12 protein-coding genes, 1 tRNA gene, 2 pseudogenes and 1 riboswitch are annotated in these 17360 nt (G+C 74.2%); of the genes and pseudogenes, 3 read left to right on the plus strand and 12 right to left on the minus strand.

The window, feature by feature from the left end:
- A pseudogene (locus AB0O09_RS26250) lies at positions 1-863 on the minus strand (hypothetical protein); the annotation flags it as partial.
- Between the two features lie 270 nt (positions 864-1133).
- On the opposite strand from AB0O09_RS26250, the gene AB0O09_RS26255 reads away from it, so the two are divergent.
- Positions 1134-2399, plus strand: a complete 1266-nt coding sequence (locus AB0O09_RS26255) for a hypothetical protein (RefSeq protein ID WP_363545154.1) — start codon at positions 1134-1136, stop codon at positions 2397-2399.
- 58 nt (positions 2400-2457) lie between these two features.
- On the opposite strand, the gene AB0O09_RS26260 is transcribed toward AB0O09_RS26255, so the two are convergent.
- Complete coding sequence (locus AB0O09_RS26260; protein WP_363545157.1) at positions 2458-3936, minus strand: MFS transporter; 1479 nt, start codon at positions 3934-3936, stop codon at positions 2458-2460.
- Between the two features lie 95 nt (positions 3937-4031).
- Positions 4032-4346 (minus strand): SMR family transporter, encoded by a 315-nt coding sequence (locus tag AB0O09_RS26265; protein ID WP_363545159.1) that lies wholly within the window; start codon positions 4344-4346, stop codon positions 4032-4034.
- Between the two features lie 50 nt (positions 4347-4396).
- Positions 4397-4459, minus strand: a riboswitch (guanidine-III (ykkC-III) riboswitch).
- Between the two features lie 285 nt (positions 4460-4744).
- Here AB0O09_RS26265 and AB0O09_RS26270 point away from each other — a divergent pair.
- Positions 4745-4819: transfer RNA gene (locus tag AB0O09_RS26270), tRNA-Cys, on the plus strand.
- A 153-nt stretch (positions 4820-4972) separates the two neighbouring features.
- Here AB0O09_RS26270 and AB0O09_RS26275 read toward each other — a convergent pair.
- From AB0O09_RS26275 to AB0O09_RS26315, 9 genes and pseudogenes are all read right to left on the minus strand, one after another.
- Positions 4973-6430 (minus strand): WXG100 family type VII secretion target, encoded by a 1458-nt coding sequence (locus AB0O09_RS26275; protein ID WP_363545162.1) that lies wholly within the window; start codon positions 6428-6430, stop codon positions 4973-4975.
- Position 6431: 1 nt separating this feature from the next.
- On the minus strand, positions 6432-6761 hold the full coding sequence (locus AB0O09_RS26280) for a hypothetical protein (RefSeq protein ID WP_363545165.1): 330 nt from the start codon (positions 6759-6761) through the stop codon (positions 6432-6434).
- Between the two features lie 119 nt (positions 6762-6880).
- Positions 6881-8182 (minus strand): S8 family serine peptidase, encoded by a 1302-nt coding sequence (locus tag AB0O09_RS26285; RefSeq protein ID WP_363545167.1) that lies wholly within the window; start codon positions 8180-8182, stop codon positions 6881-6883.
- 146 nt (positions 8183-8328) lie between these two features.
- Positions 8329-10599 (minus strand): xanthine dehydrogenase family protein molybdopterin-binding subunit, encoded by a 2271-nt coding sequence (locus tag AB0O09_RS26290; protein WP_363545170.1) that lies wholly within the window; start codon positions 10597-10599, stop codon positions 8329-8331.
- A gap of 707 nt (positions 10600-11306) precedes the next feature.
- Positions 11307-11783 (minus strand): annotated as a pseudogene (locus tag AB0O09_RS26295) ((2Fe-2S)-binding protein); the annotation flags it as partial.
- 38 nt (positions 11784-11821) lie between these two features.
- Positions 11822-12688 (minus strand): FAD binding domain-containing protein, encoded by an 867-nt coding sequence (locus tag AB0O09_RS26300; RefSeq protein ID WP_344623461.1) that lies wholly within the window; start codon positions 12686-12688, stop codon positions 11822-11824.
- A gap of 327 nt (positions 12689-13015) precedes the next feature.
- On the minus strand, positions 13016-14659 hold the full coding sequence (locus AB0O09_RS26305; protein ID WP_363545172.1) for a beta-N-acetylhexosaminidase: 1644 nt from the start codon (positions 14657-14659) through the stop codon (positions 13016-13018).
- Positions 14660-14719: 60 nt separating this feature from the next.
- Positions 14720-14995: a DUF3039 domain-containing protein gene (locus tag AB0O09_RS26310; RefSeq protein WP_363545174.1), complete on the minus strand. Its 276-nt coding sequence runs from the start codon at positions 14993-14995 to the stop codon at positions 14720-14722.
- A gap of 73 nt (positions 14996-15068) precedes the next feature.
- Entirely contained in the window at positions 15069-15638 is a 570-nt protein-coding gene (locus tag AB0O09_RS26315; RefSeq protein ID WP_363545177.1) for a YqgE/AlgH family protein, read from the minus strand.
- Positions 15639-15943: 305 nt separating this feature from the next.
- On the opposite strand from AB0O09_RS26315, the gene murA reads away from it, so the two are divergent.
- Complete coding sequence (gene murA / locus AB0O09_RS26320; protein WP_263105159.1) at positions 15944-17284, plus strand: UDP-N-acetylglucosamine 1-carboxyvinyltransferase; 1341 nt, start codon at positions 15944-15946, stop codon at positions 17282-17284.
- The last annotated feature ends 76 nt before the right edge of the window (positions 17285-17360 follow it).

A 17360-nucleotide genomic window follows, 5' to 3' on the forward strand; every position in this document is an offset into this window, starting at 1 on the left:
GGCTCCGGGGCCGGTGCCCGGGCCGGCTCCGGGCGGGGGGCCGGCGGGGCGGGCGGGCCGTCAGCCGGTGCGGCGCCGTCAGCCGGTGCGGCGCCGGCGGGCAGGGCGCCGGCGGGTGCGGCCTCGGCGTCGGGGGCGCCGGCCAGCACGTTGTAGAAGGAGGTCTTGGCGGCGACGATCCGTTCGTGGATCCGGGCGTCCCGGCGTTCGGCGCGGGCCATCCGCTTGGGCCGGGTGCGGTAGCGCCAGCGCGCCCAGGGGCTCTGCGGCCGGGCCAGCCGGACGGCGCCGACCATGGCCAGCGGCGGCAGCATCACCCCGAGCAGGCCCGTCCAGATCTTGCCCTTGAAGAGACTGATCCCGACCAGCAGCAGCAGGATTCCTGCGCCGACGAACTGTCCGGCCGTCAGCCGGGAGCTGAAGCCGCCGAGCGGCAGCTCGCCGACCAGCAGCAGGGCGATGAAGGCGACCGCCAGGATCACCGCGTCCACGGACTTGCGGCCCTGCTCGCTCCAGTAGACGTCCTGGAGGTGCAGGACGAGCGCGAACTCGTCGAGCACCAGGCCGGCGCCGATGCCGAAGCCGAATGCGAGGACGTTCCACAGCTGGCCGCCGTTGCCGCGGACGGTGAAGGCCCCCACGCCGCAGATCAGCACCAGGGCCTGGCCGAACACCACGTGGTGGATGTGCAGGCCGCCGGGGGTGACGTTGCCGGGCCACCAGCTGGTGCCGCGCCGGATCATCCGGACGCTGAAGCGGATGAAGAGGAAGGAGGCCAGCAGTCCCACCAGCAGCAGGAACAGCGGCTCGCGTCCGGTGTCGACGATCCGCTCCCGGTACGCGTCGAGCAGCGACTGCCACATGGCGTACGGGACCTCCGGGAGGCGGCGCGGGGGACGGTTCCCACCATCTGACGACGGCTCAGCCGGGCTCCGCCACTCGATGACGCGTGCGATGGTCCGAACGGGCGAGCGTTTCGGGCGACCCAGCCGGGTTCACTCCGCGTTCCCCGGCGGGGGCCCTCCGGCGTGCCATGCTGTGGGCCGCACCCACCCCGGACCGTCCATCCGACTGTCGGACTGTCAGCCCGTGCGGTCCCGCTGCGAACAGACCCCACCCGAACGGAGACGACCATGGACGCTCTCTCCCGCAGGACCTTGCTGGCCGGCGGCGCCGCCACCGCGGCCGCGCTCGCCGCCGGCTGCGCGAGCAGCGGCGGCCGGGGCGGCGAGCAGGCCGGCCCGCCCGTCCGGGCCTCGGGAGCGGCCGGCGGCGGCTCGGGCATCCCCAAGCCGCCCGCCTCGCTGATCGGCGACGGGTCGACCTCCGACTCCGGGCCGCAGCCGCACCAGCCCGAGGCGGTGCCGCTGGAGCTGGGCGAGCGCCCCCCGCAGTTCGTGGTGTTCTCCTGGGACGGCGCCGGCGAACTCGACAACGGGCTGTTCTCGCGGTTCCGGCAGCTCGCCAAGGACCACGACGCCAAGATGACGTTCTTCCTCAGCGGCATCTACACGCTGCCCGAGTCCAAGCGGGACCTGTACCGGCCGCCGCAGCACCCGGTCGGCGCCTCCGACATCGGCTACCTGAGCGACGAGCACATCCGCGAGACCATCCGCCAGGTCGGCGACGCCTGGCTGGAGGGCCACGAGATCGGCACCCACTTCAACGGGCACTTCTGCGGCCCCACCGGCGGCGGCCGGTGGTCCCCCGAGGACTGGGACAGCGAGATCCAGCAGGCCATGGACTTCGTCATGAACTGGCGGACCAACACCGGCCTCACCGACCTCCCGCCGCTGCCCTTCGACTACCGCAAGGAGCTGATCGGCGGCCGCACCCCCTGCCTGGAGGGCCAGCGCGGCCTGCTGCCGACCGCCGCGAAGCGGGGCTGGAAGTACGACAGCAGCGGCCCCGGCGGGCTCCAGGTGTGGCCGCAGAAGTTCCAGGGCGGGGCGCTGTGGGACATGCCGCTGCAGTCCATCCCCTTCCCGGGGCACAGCTTCCAGGTGCTCTCGATGGACTACAACATCATGTACAACCAGTCCGGCAACAGCACCAAGGGCGACACCGCGCGGTACGGCGCCTGGCAGACCCAGGCCCGCGACTCCTACCTGGCGGGCTTCGAGCGCGCGTACAACACCAACCGGGCACCGATGATCATCGGCAACCACTTCGAGCAGTGGAACGGCGGCATCTACATGAACGCCGTCGAGGAGGCCCTCAAGGGCATCGCCGGCCGCCCGGAGGTCCGGCTGGTGTCCTTCCGGCAGCTGGTCGAGTGGCTGGAGGTGCAGGACCCGGCGGTGCTGCGCAAGCTGCAGTCGCTGGCGCCCGGCGAGTCCCCGGCCGGCGGCTGGAAGTCCTTCCTCGGCGGGGCCGCCCAGGCGGCGCCCTCGACCTGAGGGGCGGGGCGGTTGCGGCCGGGGCCGGCGCGGAGGGTCCGCACCGGCCCCGCCGCCGTCAGCCCTCCGCGAGTGCCGGAGTCTCGGCCACCGCCACCGGCTCGCGCCCCGCACCGGTGCGGCCCGACACCAGGGCGCCCAGCAGGGCCACCCCGGTCATCACCAGGAAGATCACCGCGAACGGGCCGGCCGGCGCCGTCGCCTCCTCGGCGGCCGCCACCGAACCGCCGCCGAGCCCGGCGAACAGCACACCCGCCAGACCGATCAGCAGCACGTTGCCGAGCGCGTCGCTCAGCTGGATCGCCGCCGAGTTGGCGCCGGTGTCCTCCGGCGCCGACAGCTTCATCATCAGGACGCTGATGCTGGCCACCGCCAGGCCCATCCCGACACCGCCGACCGCCCAGAACACCGCCGCCGCCCAGGCCGGCACCGCGGGCACCAGCACCAGCGCGGCCCCGGCGATCGCCACCGCGGTCAGCACGAAGCCCGCCCGGATCAGCGCCTCCCGGTGCCGGTCCGCCCACGGCCGCCCCTGCAGCCAGGAGCCGAGCGCCCACGACAGGCCGCCGCTGGTCAGCGTCAGGCCCGCCAGGGTCGGCGACAGGTCCCGCTGGGTCACCATCATCAGCGGGACGAAGGCCTCCGCCGCGAAGAACGCACCCGCCGCGACGCCGCGCAGCAGGATCACCGTCGGCAGCCCGCGGGCCGCCCGCAGCGTGCCCGGCGGCAGCAGCCGCACCACGGCCGGCACCAGCAGCGCCGCGCCCAGCGCGGCCGGCAGCAGACCCAGCAGGTCCAGGCGCTGGCCCGCGTACTGCAGCAGCCCTGCGCCCAGCGCCGCCAGCGCCGCGCACCAGGTGCGGCGCCGGTCGAACGGCGTGGGCCGCAGCGGCGGCTGCGCCCGCTCGGCCCGGCGCAGCGCCGGGCCCATCACGGCGAGCGGCAGCAGGATCAGCACCGGCACGGCCAGGAACACCCAGCGCCAGCCGAGGTGCTGGGTCACCGCGCCGGAGACCAGCGGCCCGACGATCGACGGCAGCACCCAGGCCGCCGAGAACGCCGCGAACACCGACGGCCGCAGCCGCTCCGGGAAGGCCCGGCCCACCACGACGTACAGCGCGACGATCACCAGTCCGCCGCCGAGCCCCTGGATCGCCCGGCCGGCCACGAAGGGCCACATGCCGACCGCCGTGCCGGCCACCACCAGGCCCGCCCCGAACACCGCGATGCCGGTGAACAGCGGTGCCAGCGGGCCCCGCCGGTCGCACCACTGGCCGGAGACCACCAGGGCGAACAGCGTCGTCGTGAAGTAGCCGGAGAAGGCGAAGGCGTACAGGCCGAGCCCGTCGAGCTGCCTGGCGGCGACCGGCATCGCCGTGTTCACCGCCGTCGCCTCGAAGGCGAGCAGCAGCACCACCGAGACGATCCCCAGCGTCAGCGCCCGGTACGGCCCGCTCATCACTCCCCCGGTGTCGGGTGCGGTGTCGGGCACGGGCTCGGCGCGGTCGACCGGGGTCGAGGAGGAGGTGGTGGCCATGCCTGCCATCGTAAGGCGCTCGGGCGCCGGTGACTCCTGACCATCGGTCGGTGATCGCCCGGGACCTCCGACCCGGGCCTCCGGTGACCTACGGCTCAGTGCAGCACCTTGAGTCCGATCACACCGCCGAGGATCAGCAACAGGCAGCTCACCCGGGCCGCGGTCAGCGCGTCGCCCAGCGCCGCCATCCCGTACAGCGCCGTCCCGACCGCGCCGATGCCCACCCAGACCACGTAGCCGGTGCCCAGCGGGATGCTCCGCAGCGCGTACGCCAGCCCGCCCGTCGACAGCACCAGCGCCACCGCGAACACCGCGCTCGGCAGCGGGCGCGAGAACCCCTTGGCCGCCTCCAGCGACACCGCCCAGACGGTCTCCAGCACGCCCGCCACGATCAACACCAGCCACGCCACGACGGCACCTCCGCAGTAGAGGGCGGCAGCTCCGTCGCTGCCGCCGCAGTACCGCGCCGTCTTGTCCTGCCGGGTACGACGCACCTCGTCCGGGGCGCTCGATCACGCCACCCCTCGAACGTAACACACGACGACACGCGGAATTCATAATCGGATATTGACGCACCCCTCCCCGCTCCCCCTAAGATGAATTCACCAGCACGGCGGAGACCGAATACCGGGTCCGCCGCCCACGACAGTGACGACAGGGGTCGGCCATGAACAGGAAGACGGCGGCGGTCGCAGCGCCCCGCACCTGTGCCGCCTGTTGTCCCGGCTGTCGCTGTTCCCGCCGCGCCTGACGCGCGCCACGCTCCACCCCCTCACGACGGGCCCGCACGGGCGTCTCCGTCGTCCCCGGCCGTGTGCCCGAGTGGTTCAGGGAGCCGCCTGCAAAGCGGTTTACGTGGGTTCAATTCCCGCCACGGCCTCCATTTCCGCGCCACCGGACGGCGAATTCCGCCACCCGGTGGCGCGGCATTTCCTTTCCATCCGGCGGGGATTTCCCCGATTTTCTCCGCACATGCGGAACGGCGCGGACCGCCCCGTCGTCCGGGGTGGTCCGCGCCGTTCGGGATGCGGGACGGTCAGTCGATCACCGGCGGGTTGGCGGAGCCTCCGCGCCAGGTCTCCTCGTCCTCGACCAGGTAGTCGGGACGCTGGCCGTTGTTGTTCTTGTCCTTCTTCTTGCCCGCCGCACCGGGGCCGCCGTGCATGCCGCCGCCACCGGGGGCACCGTTCTGCCCGGCCCGGCCCTTGCCGATCCCGGAACCGCCCTCGGTGAACGACCGGCCGCCGGTACCGCCCTTGGCACCGCCGATCACCCCGCCACCGCGGCGGACCAGGCCGCTGCCGCCCTTGCCACCGGCCCCGGCACCCTTGCCGCCCGCACCGCCCAGGCCGGGCATGCCGCCCGTGCCGGGCGTCCCCTGGCGGCCGGCGCCACCGGCACCCGTACCGCCGGCGCCGCTGCCCCCGGTACGACCGCCGGCACCGCCGCCGGGCCCGGTGGCCCCGCCGCGGCCCGCGCCGGACGTCCCGCCGCGGCCGGGCAGCGAACCGCCGCCGAGACCACCGGGGATGTACCCGCCGCCCCCACCGAGGCCACCGCCACCGCCCAGGCCACCGCCACCACCGAGACCGCCGCCCCCACCGGGGCCGGTCGGCAGCGTGCCGGTGCCACCGCCGCCGGGGGTCGGGTGCGTCCCGATCGGCGGCAGGCTGTCGATCCCCGTGCTCGGCGGAACGACCGGGTGGCCCGGGGTCGGCATCGACCCCGGCGGGACGTCGCCCGGCAGCGGGGTCGGCACGTGCGGCGAACCCGGGATCGTCTGCTTCGGCCCCTGCGGGTCCGTCTGCCCCGGCTTGCCCGACGGGTCGTCCGGCACGCCGTTCGGGTACTTCGGCGAGGGCGGCGGCGGGGCGACGGTCGCGGGCGGAACGGGGTTCTCGGGCTCCGGCGGGAACGCCTTGGACGGGTCGTGCCGGTTCTCCTTCGCCGGCGGCTTCAGGTACCCGGCGGCCTGGTCGTACTGCGGTGCGAGGTGCTCCATGACGCCGATGGCGTACTGGTGGGAGATCTCGGTCGCCGAGAGCTCGCTGTAGTTCTTGTTGACCGCGCTGATCCGGTCCATGCCGCCGGCCACGTCGGCCTTGAACTGGGCGTCGGAGCGGTCGAAACCGTCACCGAGCAGCTTCACACCACGGTCGAAGGTGCTGGGCACCTGGATCTGCGCCATGGTGGCCTTGCTCTGCTGCAGGGCGTCCCCGGCGAACTTCATCGCCGAGGAGGTGTTCTGCGCGTGGGCGGCCGTGTTGGTCATGCTGGTCTGCAGGGTCGCCGCCCGCTTGGTGAAGCCGTCGGCGGCCGCACCCTCCCAGTTGGCGGTGGCGTGCTGCACCGCCCGCTGCAGGTCCGCGACGGCCTGCTCCAGCTCCTGGTGGACGTTGGTCCAGTGCTGGCTGACCTCGTGGAGTCGCTCGGGCCGCGAGTGCTCCAGCATCCGCTTGAGCGGGATCAGGTCCTCGTGTTCGAACTGGCTCATCTCACGCCCTTCCGGTCTGCATGGCCTTCGTCGAGGCGACGAACTCGTCCTCGCGCGTCCGGTAGGCGGTGTTGACCGCGTGCGTCTTGTCGCCGAAGTCGTTGATCAGCGAGTCGAGTTCCTGGATGTGCTGACTCAGGAACTGCTGCATCTGCGCGTGTGCGGCGAAGAGCTGCTTCGCCTCCGCGAAGTTGGCACCGAAGTCGTCGCTGACGAGGACGGTGTTGTACTTCGCCTTGTTGCCGCACTCGCTGAGGCCCTGCTGGAGGGCCCGCAGTCGCTTCACGACCGCTTCCAGCTCGTCCGTGTTGACGCGGTATCCGTCGGCCATCTCACTCCTCCCCCTGGAGTCCGTACTTCCCCGTTGTTGCTGCACCCCGTGCGCAACGGGCATGACGCCCTGACAGGGCGTTCGATCGTATCGCCTCTAGGCCGTGTACTGACACACCGTCATCGCGGCGGGTTACCGCCCTGGTAGGGGTTCTGGTACGGCTGCTGCTGGGGGTACCCGGGAGGCGGCGGCTGGGTGCCGTAGGGCTGCTGCGCGGGCGGCCAGCCGGGGGCCGCGCCGTACGGGGCCTGGCCCTGCGGGGGCACCGGGGCGGCCTGCGGCCGGCGGCGGTTTCGGGTCGCCGCGGCGATCACCACGACGAGCAGCACCACCACGACGGCGAGGGCGCCGAGCACCATCAGCGGCGTGATGCCGCCGAAGACGGAGGTCTTGGTCACGGGCTGCGACACCGGGGTGTCCGAGGCGGCATTCGGTGCGGCCGCACCCCCCGGCGCGGTCAGCGGGCCGTCCTTGCTGCCCGCCGGGATGTCCATGGTCAGCGCCTCGTAGGGCCGGATCACGCCGTACCCGAAGTGCGGGTCGGGCAGCTTGGCGCCACTGGCCGACGCCGGGACGGCAGCCGACTTGGCCAGGCGGTTCGCCACCTGACCGGCGGTGAGCTGCGGGTACTTGGCGCGGACGAGCGCCGCGGCACCGGACACGTAGGCGGCCGCGTCCGAGCTGCCGCTGCCGATGCAGTACTGGCTGGAGCCGCACTTGCCCGCGGTGACGACGTCCACGCCGGGCGCGGCGAGCCGGACCTCCGGTCCGAAGCTGGAGTCGGCCCACACCTCGCCGTCCTTGCCCGCGGCCGCGACCGCGAGCACGCCCGGCAGGTTGGCCGGGTTATCGACCGCCGAGCCGTTGTTGCCCGCGGCGGCGACCACCAGGACGTCGTGCTGGTAGGCGTACGCGATCGCGGCCGGCATGTCGGGGTTCGCGAAGGACGAGCCCTGCGAGATGTTGATCACCTTGGCGCCGTGGTCCACGGCCCACTTGACGCCCTGCGGGATGGCGTCCGAGTCCTGCGCGTCGGCCTTGTAGACGGGGAGGATCTTGGCGCCCGGGGCCAGGCCGACCACTCCGGCGTTGCTGCCGTGGCCGCGGCCCGCGATCTCCGCCGCCATCCCCGTGCCGTGCGAGTCCGTCGGCCTGGTGTTGAGGTTCTTCCCGCTCTGGTCGTAGCCGGGCAGGACCTGGCCGGTGAGGTCGGGGTGGGTGGCGTCGACGCCGCTGTCGATGACGGCGACGATCACGTTGTCGCCCTTGCTGACGGACCAGACCTTGTCGAGCTTGAAGTACTGGTTGGCCCACTGCCCGTCCCGGACCTGGTCCGCGGACGCCCCGGGGGCGGCCGCCAGCAGGAGTGCACCTGCCAATGTCGTGGCGCCGAGCACCCGCATGGCCCTGGTCAGCGTCATCACTACCCCGTCAGTCGTCTGCTGCTGCCCGTACGTTGTCGCAACGCCCCCGCGTGCACAGGGCGCTTCGATCGTATCGTCTGTCCGGGCGCGGACTGACGCGGCATCGGCCGGCCGGTCTGCCGGAACGTCACCCGGACGGCGTGTCAGACGGCGGCGATGGCGTCCTCGGGGAGGATCGGCAGGCGGCCGACCGGCATGCCGGTGGCGGCGCGGACGGCGGCGGCGACCGCCGCGGGCGCGACGACCGCGGGCACCGCGCTGACCGCCTTGGCGCCGAAGGTGGCGACCACGTCGCGCTCCTCGAGCAGGGCGGCGATCCGGATGTCGGGGGTGTCGAGGGCGGTCGGCAGCCGGTAGCCGGTGAGCGAGGCGTTGACCGGACGGCCGCCCTCGGTGCGCAGGTTCTCCATCAGGGCGAGGCCGACGCCCTGGGCGACGGCGCCCTCGATGCGGTCCTCGATCTGGCGGGGGTTCAGGGCGCGGCCGACGTCCTGGGCGACGGTGACGTCCACCACCCGGACGGCGCCGAGTTCGATGTCGACGTCGACGACCGCCCGCATGGCGCAGAAGGCGATGGAGACGAAGGCGTCGCCCTGCGCGTTCTCGTCCAGCGGCTCGGTGGGGTGCGGACGGCACTGGGCGGTGGCCCAGAGCTCCTTGCCCTCCAGTGCCTCGGCGACCGGCATGCCGAGCACGCCGTCGTAGGAGGTGATCTTGCCGTCGGCGATCGAGAGCAGTTCGACGGACATGCCGAAGTTGGCCGCGATCGGCTGCAGCAGCTGGTGGCGGACCATCAGCGCGGCCTTCTCGACGGCGCCGCCGGACACCCAGGTGTGCCGGCCGCGGGCGGAGGGGCCGGCCGCGGGCTGGTCGCTGTCGACGGGGGCGACGTACACCTCGGAGACGCCGAGGGTGGTCTGCACGATCTGCCGGGCGAGGGTGGCGAAGCCCTGGCCGGCGTCGACGGCGGCGCAGATGACGGTGGCGTGGTCGCCGCTGACCCGCACGGTGGCGGTGGAGACCTCGTCCTCGCCCTCGGCGCCGAGCATGTGCACCATGCCGACGGCGTAGCCGATGCCGCGGCGGACGGCCGCCGGGTCGCCGGCGCCGCCGGGCCCGCCGGGGAGCAGCCAGTCGGCCTCGGGGTCGTCGACCGGGAGGGCGGGCAGCGGGAGTTCGGTGACCGCGTCGAGCAGCGCCTCGACCGGGGCCGGGCAGGTGACGGCCTGGCCGGTGGGCAGCGGGTCGCCGGTGGCCATGGCGTTGCGGCGGCGGATCTCCAGCGGGTCGATGCCGACCTGCTTGGCCAGCTGGTCGAGCTGGGACTCGTGGGCGAAGCAGGTCTGCAGGGCGCCCTCGCCGCGCATCCGGCCGGCCGGCGGGTTGTTGGTGCGCACCGCCCAGGCGTCGACGAAGACGTTGGGGCAGGTGTACGGGCCGACGGAGAAGGCGGTGGCGGCGGCGAGCGCCTCGGCGGAGACGTCCGCGTAGGCGCCGCCGTCGAGCAGGATCTGCGCCTCGACCTTGACCAGCTTGCCCTCGGCGTCGGCGTGGTGGCGGTAGCGCAGCAGGGCGGGGTGCCGGGAGGTGTGGGTGTGGAAGGACTCCTCGCGGGTGAGGGTCATCTTCACCGGGCGGCCGGTGCGCAGGGCCAGCAGGGCGAGGAGCACCTGGAAGGAGAGCGCCTCGCGGTCGGTGGCGGCGCCGGGGACGCCGGTGACGACGGTGCGCACCCGGTCGGGGTCGAGGCCGAGGCAGGCGGCGGTGCGGTCGCGGTCGCCGTGCGGGTCGGTGGTGGAGAGGTGGAGTTCGACGCCGCCGTCGGGGCGGGGCACGGCGAGGCCGGCCTCGGCGCCGATGGGGGCCGGGTCCTGCCGGCCGACCTGGTAGAGGCCCTCGACGACGAACTCGCCGACCGCCTCCGGGTCGCCGGTGCGCAGCGGGAGGTGACGGAAGAGGTTGCCGTCGGGGTGCAGCGGCGCGGCGTTGAAGGCGGCCTCGGGGTCGGTGACGGCCTCCAGCACCTCGTACTCGACGGCGACGAGGGAGGCGGCCAGCCGGGCGGTGTCCGGGGTCTCGGCGGCGACGGCGGCGATCGGCTCGCCGTGGTGGCGGACGACCTCGGAGGCGAGGACCGGCCGGTCGCCGGGGACGGGGCAGGAGGCCAGGTCGGCGGCGGTGACGACGGCGTGCACGCCGGGCAGGGCGAGCGCGGCGGAGGTGTCGACGGAGACGATCCGGGCGTGGGCGTGCGGCGAGCGCAGCACGGCGCCCCAGAGCAGGCCCTCGGCCCAGAGGTCGGCGGCGTAGGGGTAGATGCCGAGCGCCTTGGGGAGGGCGTCGGTGCGCAGCGGGGAGCTGCCGAGGCCGAACGGTTCGGGCGCCGGGGTGTCCTGCTCGGTGGGCGCGGTCATGCGTTCTCGTCCTCGGGGAGCCTGATGCCGTGGGCGGGGGTGGTGCCGTCGTAGCCGGCCGGGCCGGTGTGGCCCGGGTGGCCGTGGTGGCCGGTTGCGGTGTCGTAGCCGGTCTCGTAGACCGGGCTGTCGTAGCCGGCCGGGGTGACGTACACCTGGCCGGTGTCGTAGCCGCCTTCGTAGACGGGGGCGCCGTCGTAGTGGGCCTGGTCCGGCAGCGGGATGCCGTGCGGCGGGGTGGCGCCGTAGGGGGCGGCCTCGTAGGAGGTGCCGTGCGCGGGCGTGGGGATGTACGGGGTGCCGTGCGCGGGCGTGGTGTCGTGGGCCGGGCCGTCGTGGGCGGTGCCGTGGGCGGGGGTGGCCTCGTAGAGCCCGGTGTCGTACGGGGCCGCCTCGTGTCCGGGGACCTGGGCGGGTGCCGGGACGTAGCCGAGGTAGCCCTCGGCGGGCTGCGGCGGCTGGTAGTACCCCTCGGGGCCCGGGACGGCGGCGGGCTGCTCGGGGGCCTGGGGCCGGTGGGCGGCGGCGTACTGGTCGGCCTCGACCCAGAGTTCGGAGTCGGCGTAGAGCGGGAGTTCGCCGGTGAGCGGGAGGTCGGCGGCGGACTGCTGGCCGGCCGCCGCGGGCGGCGCGGCGGTGGCGCCGTCGGCGGGTGCGGCCGCGTCGGCGTCGGCCTGTTCGGCGGCGGCCTCGGCGGCCTCCAGCTCGGCCTCCAGTTCGGCCTCGCGGGCCTGGGCGACGGTCTGCACGGCGGCGAGGACGCCGCGGTAGCCGGTGCAGCGGCAGAGGTTGCCGCACAGGGCCTGGCGGGCCTCGACGTCGGTGGGGCGGTGGTTGCGCTGGAGCAGGTCGTGGACGGCCATGGCGAGGCCGGGGGTGCAGTAGCCGCACTGGACGGCGCCGGACTCGGCGAGCGCCTGCTGGACGTCGCTGGCGGTGCCGGCGCCGGAGAGGCCCTCGACGGTGGCGATCTCGCTGTCGGCGGCGAGCGCGGCGGGCACCAGGCAGCCGGCGACCAGCTGGCCGTCGACCTGGACGGTGCAGGCACCGCACTCGCCCTGCTCGCAGCCGTCCTTGGCGCCGGCCAGGCCGAGCCGCTCGCGGAGCACGTAGAGCAGGCTCTCGCCGATCCAGGCGTCGTTGACTGGCCGTTCGAAGCCGTTGACCCGCAGCGTGTACGAGGCGCAGGGGCGCACGTCGCCGAGGCCGTTGAGTTCGTCCGTCACTTCAGCGCCCTTCCCAGTGCCCGGCGGGCCAGCACCGCCACGGTACGCCGCTGGCGGACGAGGGTGGCCGCCGCCCCCTCGCCGGCGCCCTCCAGGGCGGCGTCGGGGATGCAGGCGGCGGCGACGTACTCGCCGAAGGCGGCGAGCGCGGCGGGGTCGATGGGCTGGGCGCCGTCCTCGCCGCGGACGTCCCAGTCGATGCAGCCGGCCACCCAGGCCTCGGCCTCGTGCGGGCGCAGCGGCACGGGGGCGACGGCGCCGACGGCGCAGCGCACGGCGCGCCGGGCGGGGTCGAGGACGAGGGCCACGGAGGCGGCGGCGCGGGCGGGGCCGCTGCGGCCGCCGGCCTTGAGGAAGACCTGCGGGGCGTGCAGCAGCGGGACGCGCACCCAGGTGAGGAGCTCGCCGGGGCGCAGCGGGTCGAGGCCGGTGAGCAGGTGGGTGACCGGGACGTCGCGGGTGGCGCCGGACCGGGCGAGGGTGGCGGTGGCCTCCAGCGCGGCGAGCACCGGCAGGGTGTCGCCGGCGGCCGCGGCGGTGGCGATGTTGCCGCCGAGGGTGCCGACGTTGCGGACCTGCGGGGGGCCCGCGGTGCGGGCGGCGTCGGCGAGGGCGGGGATGAGGGCGGCGAAGTCGGGGCGGTCCATCCGGGCGTGGGTGAGTCCGGCGCCGAGCACGGCGGTGCCGCCGTCCTCGTAGCGCCAGCCGCGCAGCTCGGTGATCCGGCCGAGGCCGATCAGTGCGGCGGGGCGCAGCCGGCCCGCGTTGACCGCCTCCATGAGGTCGGTCGCGCCGGCCACCGGGACGGCTCCCGGGGTCGCGGCCAGCGCGTCGACGGCCTCGTCGACCGAGGCCGGCAGCATGATCGTCCGGTTCACCAGGATTCCACCGTGCTCCACTTGCTCATCAACTGCCCTGCCCTCCCCACCGGCAGTGCGGCCTGGCCCGTAGGGTACGGGCGATCGGGCCGGGTTGGGCAACTCTGGCACACAATGCCGGATGATCACTTGCCGGGCGGTCCGGCGGTGAGGGCAATACCGGACGAATCAGGCCACAAAACCGAGCGAACCGGAAGGGCTCCGCCCGGATGTTCATCGGATATTGACCTGACGCGGCAGCAGGTCCGGCGGGGTCCGCCAGGTGCGGACGCCCCCGCGCACGCGGTTGACGCGCGCGGGGGCGCGGCGGCCTCAGGGGCCCTCCGCGGGCCGCCCGGCGACCCCGGGGCGGCGCTGCCAGGGGTGCGGGCCACCGGGCGGCCGGTACTCGACCCCGAGGGCGTCCAGGCGCGGGTAGTGGCCGGCCATCCGGCGCTCGAACCCGGCCCAGTCCCGCTCGGCCGGGTCGCGCGGCAGGTCGGACCAGGCGACCTCGGCGAACGCGGCGAGCCGCGGGAAGGCCCGGTAGTCGACGTCGCGGGCGCTCGTCATGAACTCGGTCCACAGGTTGGCCTGGGTGCCGATCACCCGGGCGGCCGCGGCGCCGTCCAGCTCCGGCGGCACGGGCTCGAAGCGGTAGACGTCCTCCAGGGTGCGGACGTAGCCGACCGGGATCGGCTCGTCCCCGCCCGGGGCCTGCCGGTGGTCGAGGTAGACGTGCTGCTCCGGGCACATCACCACGTCGTGGCCGGCCCGGGCGGCGGCGATGCCGCCCTCGTAGCCGCGCCAGGAGGAGACGGCGGCGCCCGGGGCGAGGCCGCCCTCCAGGATCTCGTCCCAGCCGATCAGGCGGCGGCCGCGGTCGGCCAGCCAGCGGTCGAAGTGGCGGATGAACCAGCTCTGCAGCCCGTCCTCGCCGTCGACGCCGAGTTCGGCGATCCGGGCCTGCGCGGCGGGGCTGGCCCGCCACTGGTCCTTGGGGCACTCGTCGCCGCCGAGGTGGACGAACTCGGACGGGAAGACCTCCAGGACCTCCTCCAGCACCTCCTCGAAGAACCGCAGGGTGCCGTCGGTGACGTTCAGCACGTTGGGGTTGATCCCCCAGTCCGTCCAGACGCCGAGCGCCGAGGTGTCCACCGCGTCGGTGTTGCCGAGCTCGGGGTACGCGGCGATCGCCGCCTGGGAGTGTCCGGGCAGGTCGATCTCCGGGACGACGGTGATGTGCCGGTCGGCGGCGTACGCGACGATCTCGCGCAGGTCGTCCTGGGTGTAGTGGCCGCCGTGCGGGCGGTCGTCGCGGCGGTCCGCGGAGCGGTAGCCGACCATGGACCGCTCCCGCCAGGCGCCGACCGAGGTGAGCCGCGGGTGGCGCCGGATCTCGATCCGCCAGCCCTGGTCGTCGGTGAGGTGCAGGTGCAGGACGTTCAGCTTGTGCGCCGCCATCAGGTCGAGGAAGCGCAGGACGTCGGCCTTGGGCAGGAAGTGCCGGGCGACGTCCAGCAGCACGCCGCGCCAGCCGAAGCGGGGCGCGTCCTCGATCCGCACCGGGGGCAGCACCCAGTCGGTGCCGGGCAGCGGGGCGCGGCGGTAGATCCGCGGGTCGAACAGCTGGCGCAGCGTCTGCGCGGCGTGGGACAGGCCGGGGCCGGCGCCGCCGCGCAGCACGGCGCCGTACTCGTGCACCGCCAGCGCGTACGCCTCGGGACCGCCCGCGGCCAGCAGCTCCGGGTCCGTCCGCAGGGTGATCGTCTGCCGCAGCAGGCGGCCCTGCTCCTCGGTGCACGCGTCGAGGGCGAAGCCGGTCGCGGCGGAGAGCTCGGCGCGCAGCCGGCGGGCGACGGCCTGCGCCGCCGGGTCGTCGGCGGCGATCCTGGTCCCGGGGTGCAGCCGGAAGCTCCAGGGGCCGGGCGCCCCGTCGTCGGCCTTCAGGTGCCGGGGGGCGGGGATGAGGTCCATGCGGGCCATCCTGCCCCGTCGCCCGGCAGTGGTACAGACCACTGCCGGACCGACTCGGTGCTACTTGTCGCCGCCGCCGTCGCCGCCCTGGCCGAGACCGTCGAAGATCTCCTTGCACATCGGGCAGACCGGGTACTTCTTCGGGTCGCGGCCCGGGACCCAGACCTTGCCGCACAGCGCCACCACGGGGGACCCGGAGAGGGCGCTCTCCATGATCTTGTCCTTCTGGACGTAGTGCGCGAAGCGCTCGTGGTCGCCGTCCCCGTGGGACACCTGGGGAACGGGCTCGACCAGGGTGCCGGTGCCGAGTCCGCGCTCGGGCTCAAGAGTGCTCATGGGTGCCAAGTCTATGGGCGCCGCTCCGAAGCGGGCCAGTAGCGCACCGGACGACCGGCCGCGGCCGCCGGGCTCAGTTCATGGTGGGGTCGTCCGGGTAGGTGGCGAGCATCGCCAGCGGGCCGCGCTGGCGGCGCAGCACCGACCGCCAGAGCCGTTCGGGCTCGGGGCTGGAGACGTCGCCGGGCTCGCAGTCGACCAGGTACCAGGCGCCCTCGGCGATCTCCGCCTCCAGCTGCCCGGGCGACCAGCCGGAGTAGCCGGCGAAGACCCGCATCGCGCCGAGCTCCCCGGCCAGCACCTCGGGCGGCGCCTCCAGGTCGACCAGGCCGATCGCGCCGTGCACCCGCCGCCAGCCGATCGGCTCGCCGTGGCCGGGCTCGCCGGGCACCACCGCGAGGGCGAGCGCCGAGTCCAGCGCCACCGGGCCGCCCTGGAAGACGACCGCGGGCCGACCGGTCAGGTCGGCCCAGCCGTCCAGGACGGTCGACACCTCCACCGGGGTCGGCCGGTTCAGCACCACCCCGAGGGCCCCCTGGTCGTCGTGGTCGAGCAGCAGCACCACCGCTCGCGCGAAGTTCGGATCGGTGAGCACGGGCGTCGCGACGAGCAGTCGGCCGGTGTGGGAGGGGGCCGCGGTCATGCCCACATGATCCCGCAGGACGGCCCGGGAGGGGCGCCCCAACACGAAACCTCCTCGCTCCGTCCCCGCAGGCCCGCCGGGACGCACCCGCACCACCCGGACGGCCCTGCCCACCGGGCGCCGGGGGGCCTCCGCAGCCCCCGCGGAGCATGATCACCAAAGGGGCACACGGGAACCAATCGCCCACCCTCTACCATCTATGGATGGTGGAAGGGCTTTCGCCGACGGTGGAAGGACCTTCCACTCGCGTCTCCCCCTGCCCCGCAGCCGTAAGAACCCCCTGCGCACCCCGGATTGCGAGAACGATGACCGACGACCTCCTGCTGGTCCACGGCGGTAACCCGCTCGAAGGCGAGATCCAGATCCGCGGTGCCAAGAACCTGGTGCCCAAGGCCATGGTCGCCGCACTGCTCGGCCAGGGCCCCAGCCGGCTGCGCAACGTGCCGGACATCCGCGACGTCAAGGTCGTGCGGGGCCTCCTGCAACTGCACGGCGTGACCGTCCGCACCGGCGACGAGGACGGCGAGCTGATCCTCGACCCCTCGCACGTCGAGAGCGCCAACGTGGCGGACATCGACGCGCACGCCGGCTCCTCGCGCATCCCGATCCTGTTCTGCGGCCCGCTGCTGCACCGGCTCGGCCACGCGTTCATCCCGGGCCTGGGCGGCTGCGACATCGGCGGCCGGCCGGTCGACTTCCACTTCGAGGTGCTGCGCCAGTTCGGCGCCACCATCGAGAAGCACCCGCAGGGGACCTACCTGGTCGCCCCGCAGCGCCTGCACGGCACCAAGATCGAGCTGCCCTACCCGTCGGTCGGCGCGACCGAGCAGGTGCTGCTGACGGCGGTGCTCGCCGAGGGCGTCACCGAGCTGCGCAACGCGGCCGTCGAGCCGGAGATCGTCGACCTCATCTGCGTGCTGCAGAAGATGGGCGCGATCATCTCGATGGGCACCGACCGCACCATCCTGATCACCGGTGTGGACGAGCTGGGCGGCTACAACCACAAGGCGCTGCCGGACCGCCTGGAGGCGGCGTCCTGGGCGTGCGCCGCGCTGGCCACCAAGGGCGACATCTACGTCCGCGGCGCCCGCCAGATCGAGATGATGACCTTCCTGAACACCTTCCGGAAGGTCGGCGGCGCCTTCGAGGTCGACGACGAGGGCATCCGCTTCTGGCACCCGGGCGGCGAGCTCAAGGCGATCGCCCTGGAGACCGACGTGCACCCCGGCTTCCAGACCGACTGGCAGCAGCCGCTGGTCGTCGCGCTGACCCAGGCCAACGGCCTGTCCATCGTCCACGAGACGGTGTACGAGTCGCGGCTCGGCTTCACCGGCGCGCTCAACCAGATGGGCGCGCACATCCAGCTCTACCGCGAGTGCCTCGGCGGCACCCCCTGCCGCTTCGGCGCCCGCAACTTCCGGCACTCCGCGGTGGTCTCCGGCCCGTCCAAGCTGATCGGCTCCGAGCTGGTCATCCCGGACCTGCGCGGCGGCTTCTCGTACCTGATCGCGGCGCTGGCGGCCGAGGGCACCTCGACCGTGCACGGCATCGACCTGATCAACCGCGGCTACGAGAACTTCATGTCCAAGCTGCGGGACCTCGGCGCGCACGTCGAGCTGCCCGCCGAGCAGCCCGTGACCGTCTGACGGGCCCGCGCGGGCACCTGAACGCCGATGGCCGGCCTCCCCTCGGGGAGGCCGGCCATCGGCGTCGTCCGGGCTG

The sequence above is a fragment of the Kitasatospora sp. NPDC093679 genome, from assembly GCF_040683455.1.
Lineage (GTDB): Bacteria > Actinomycetota > Actinomycetes > Streptomycetales > Streptomycetaceae > Kitasatospora > Kitasatospora arboriphila.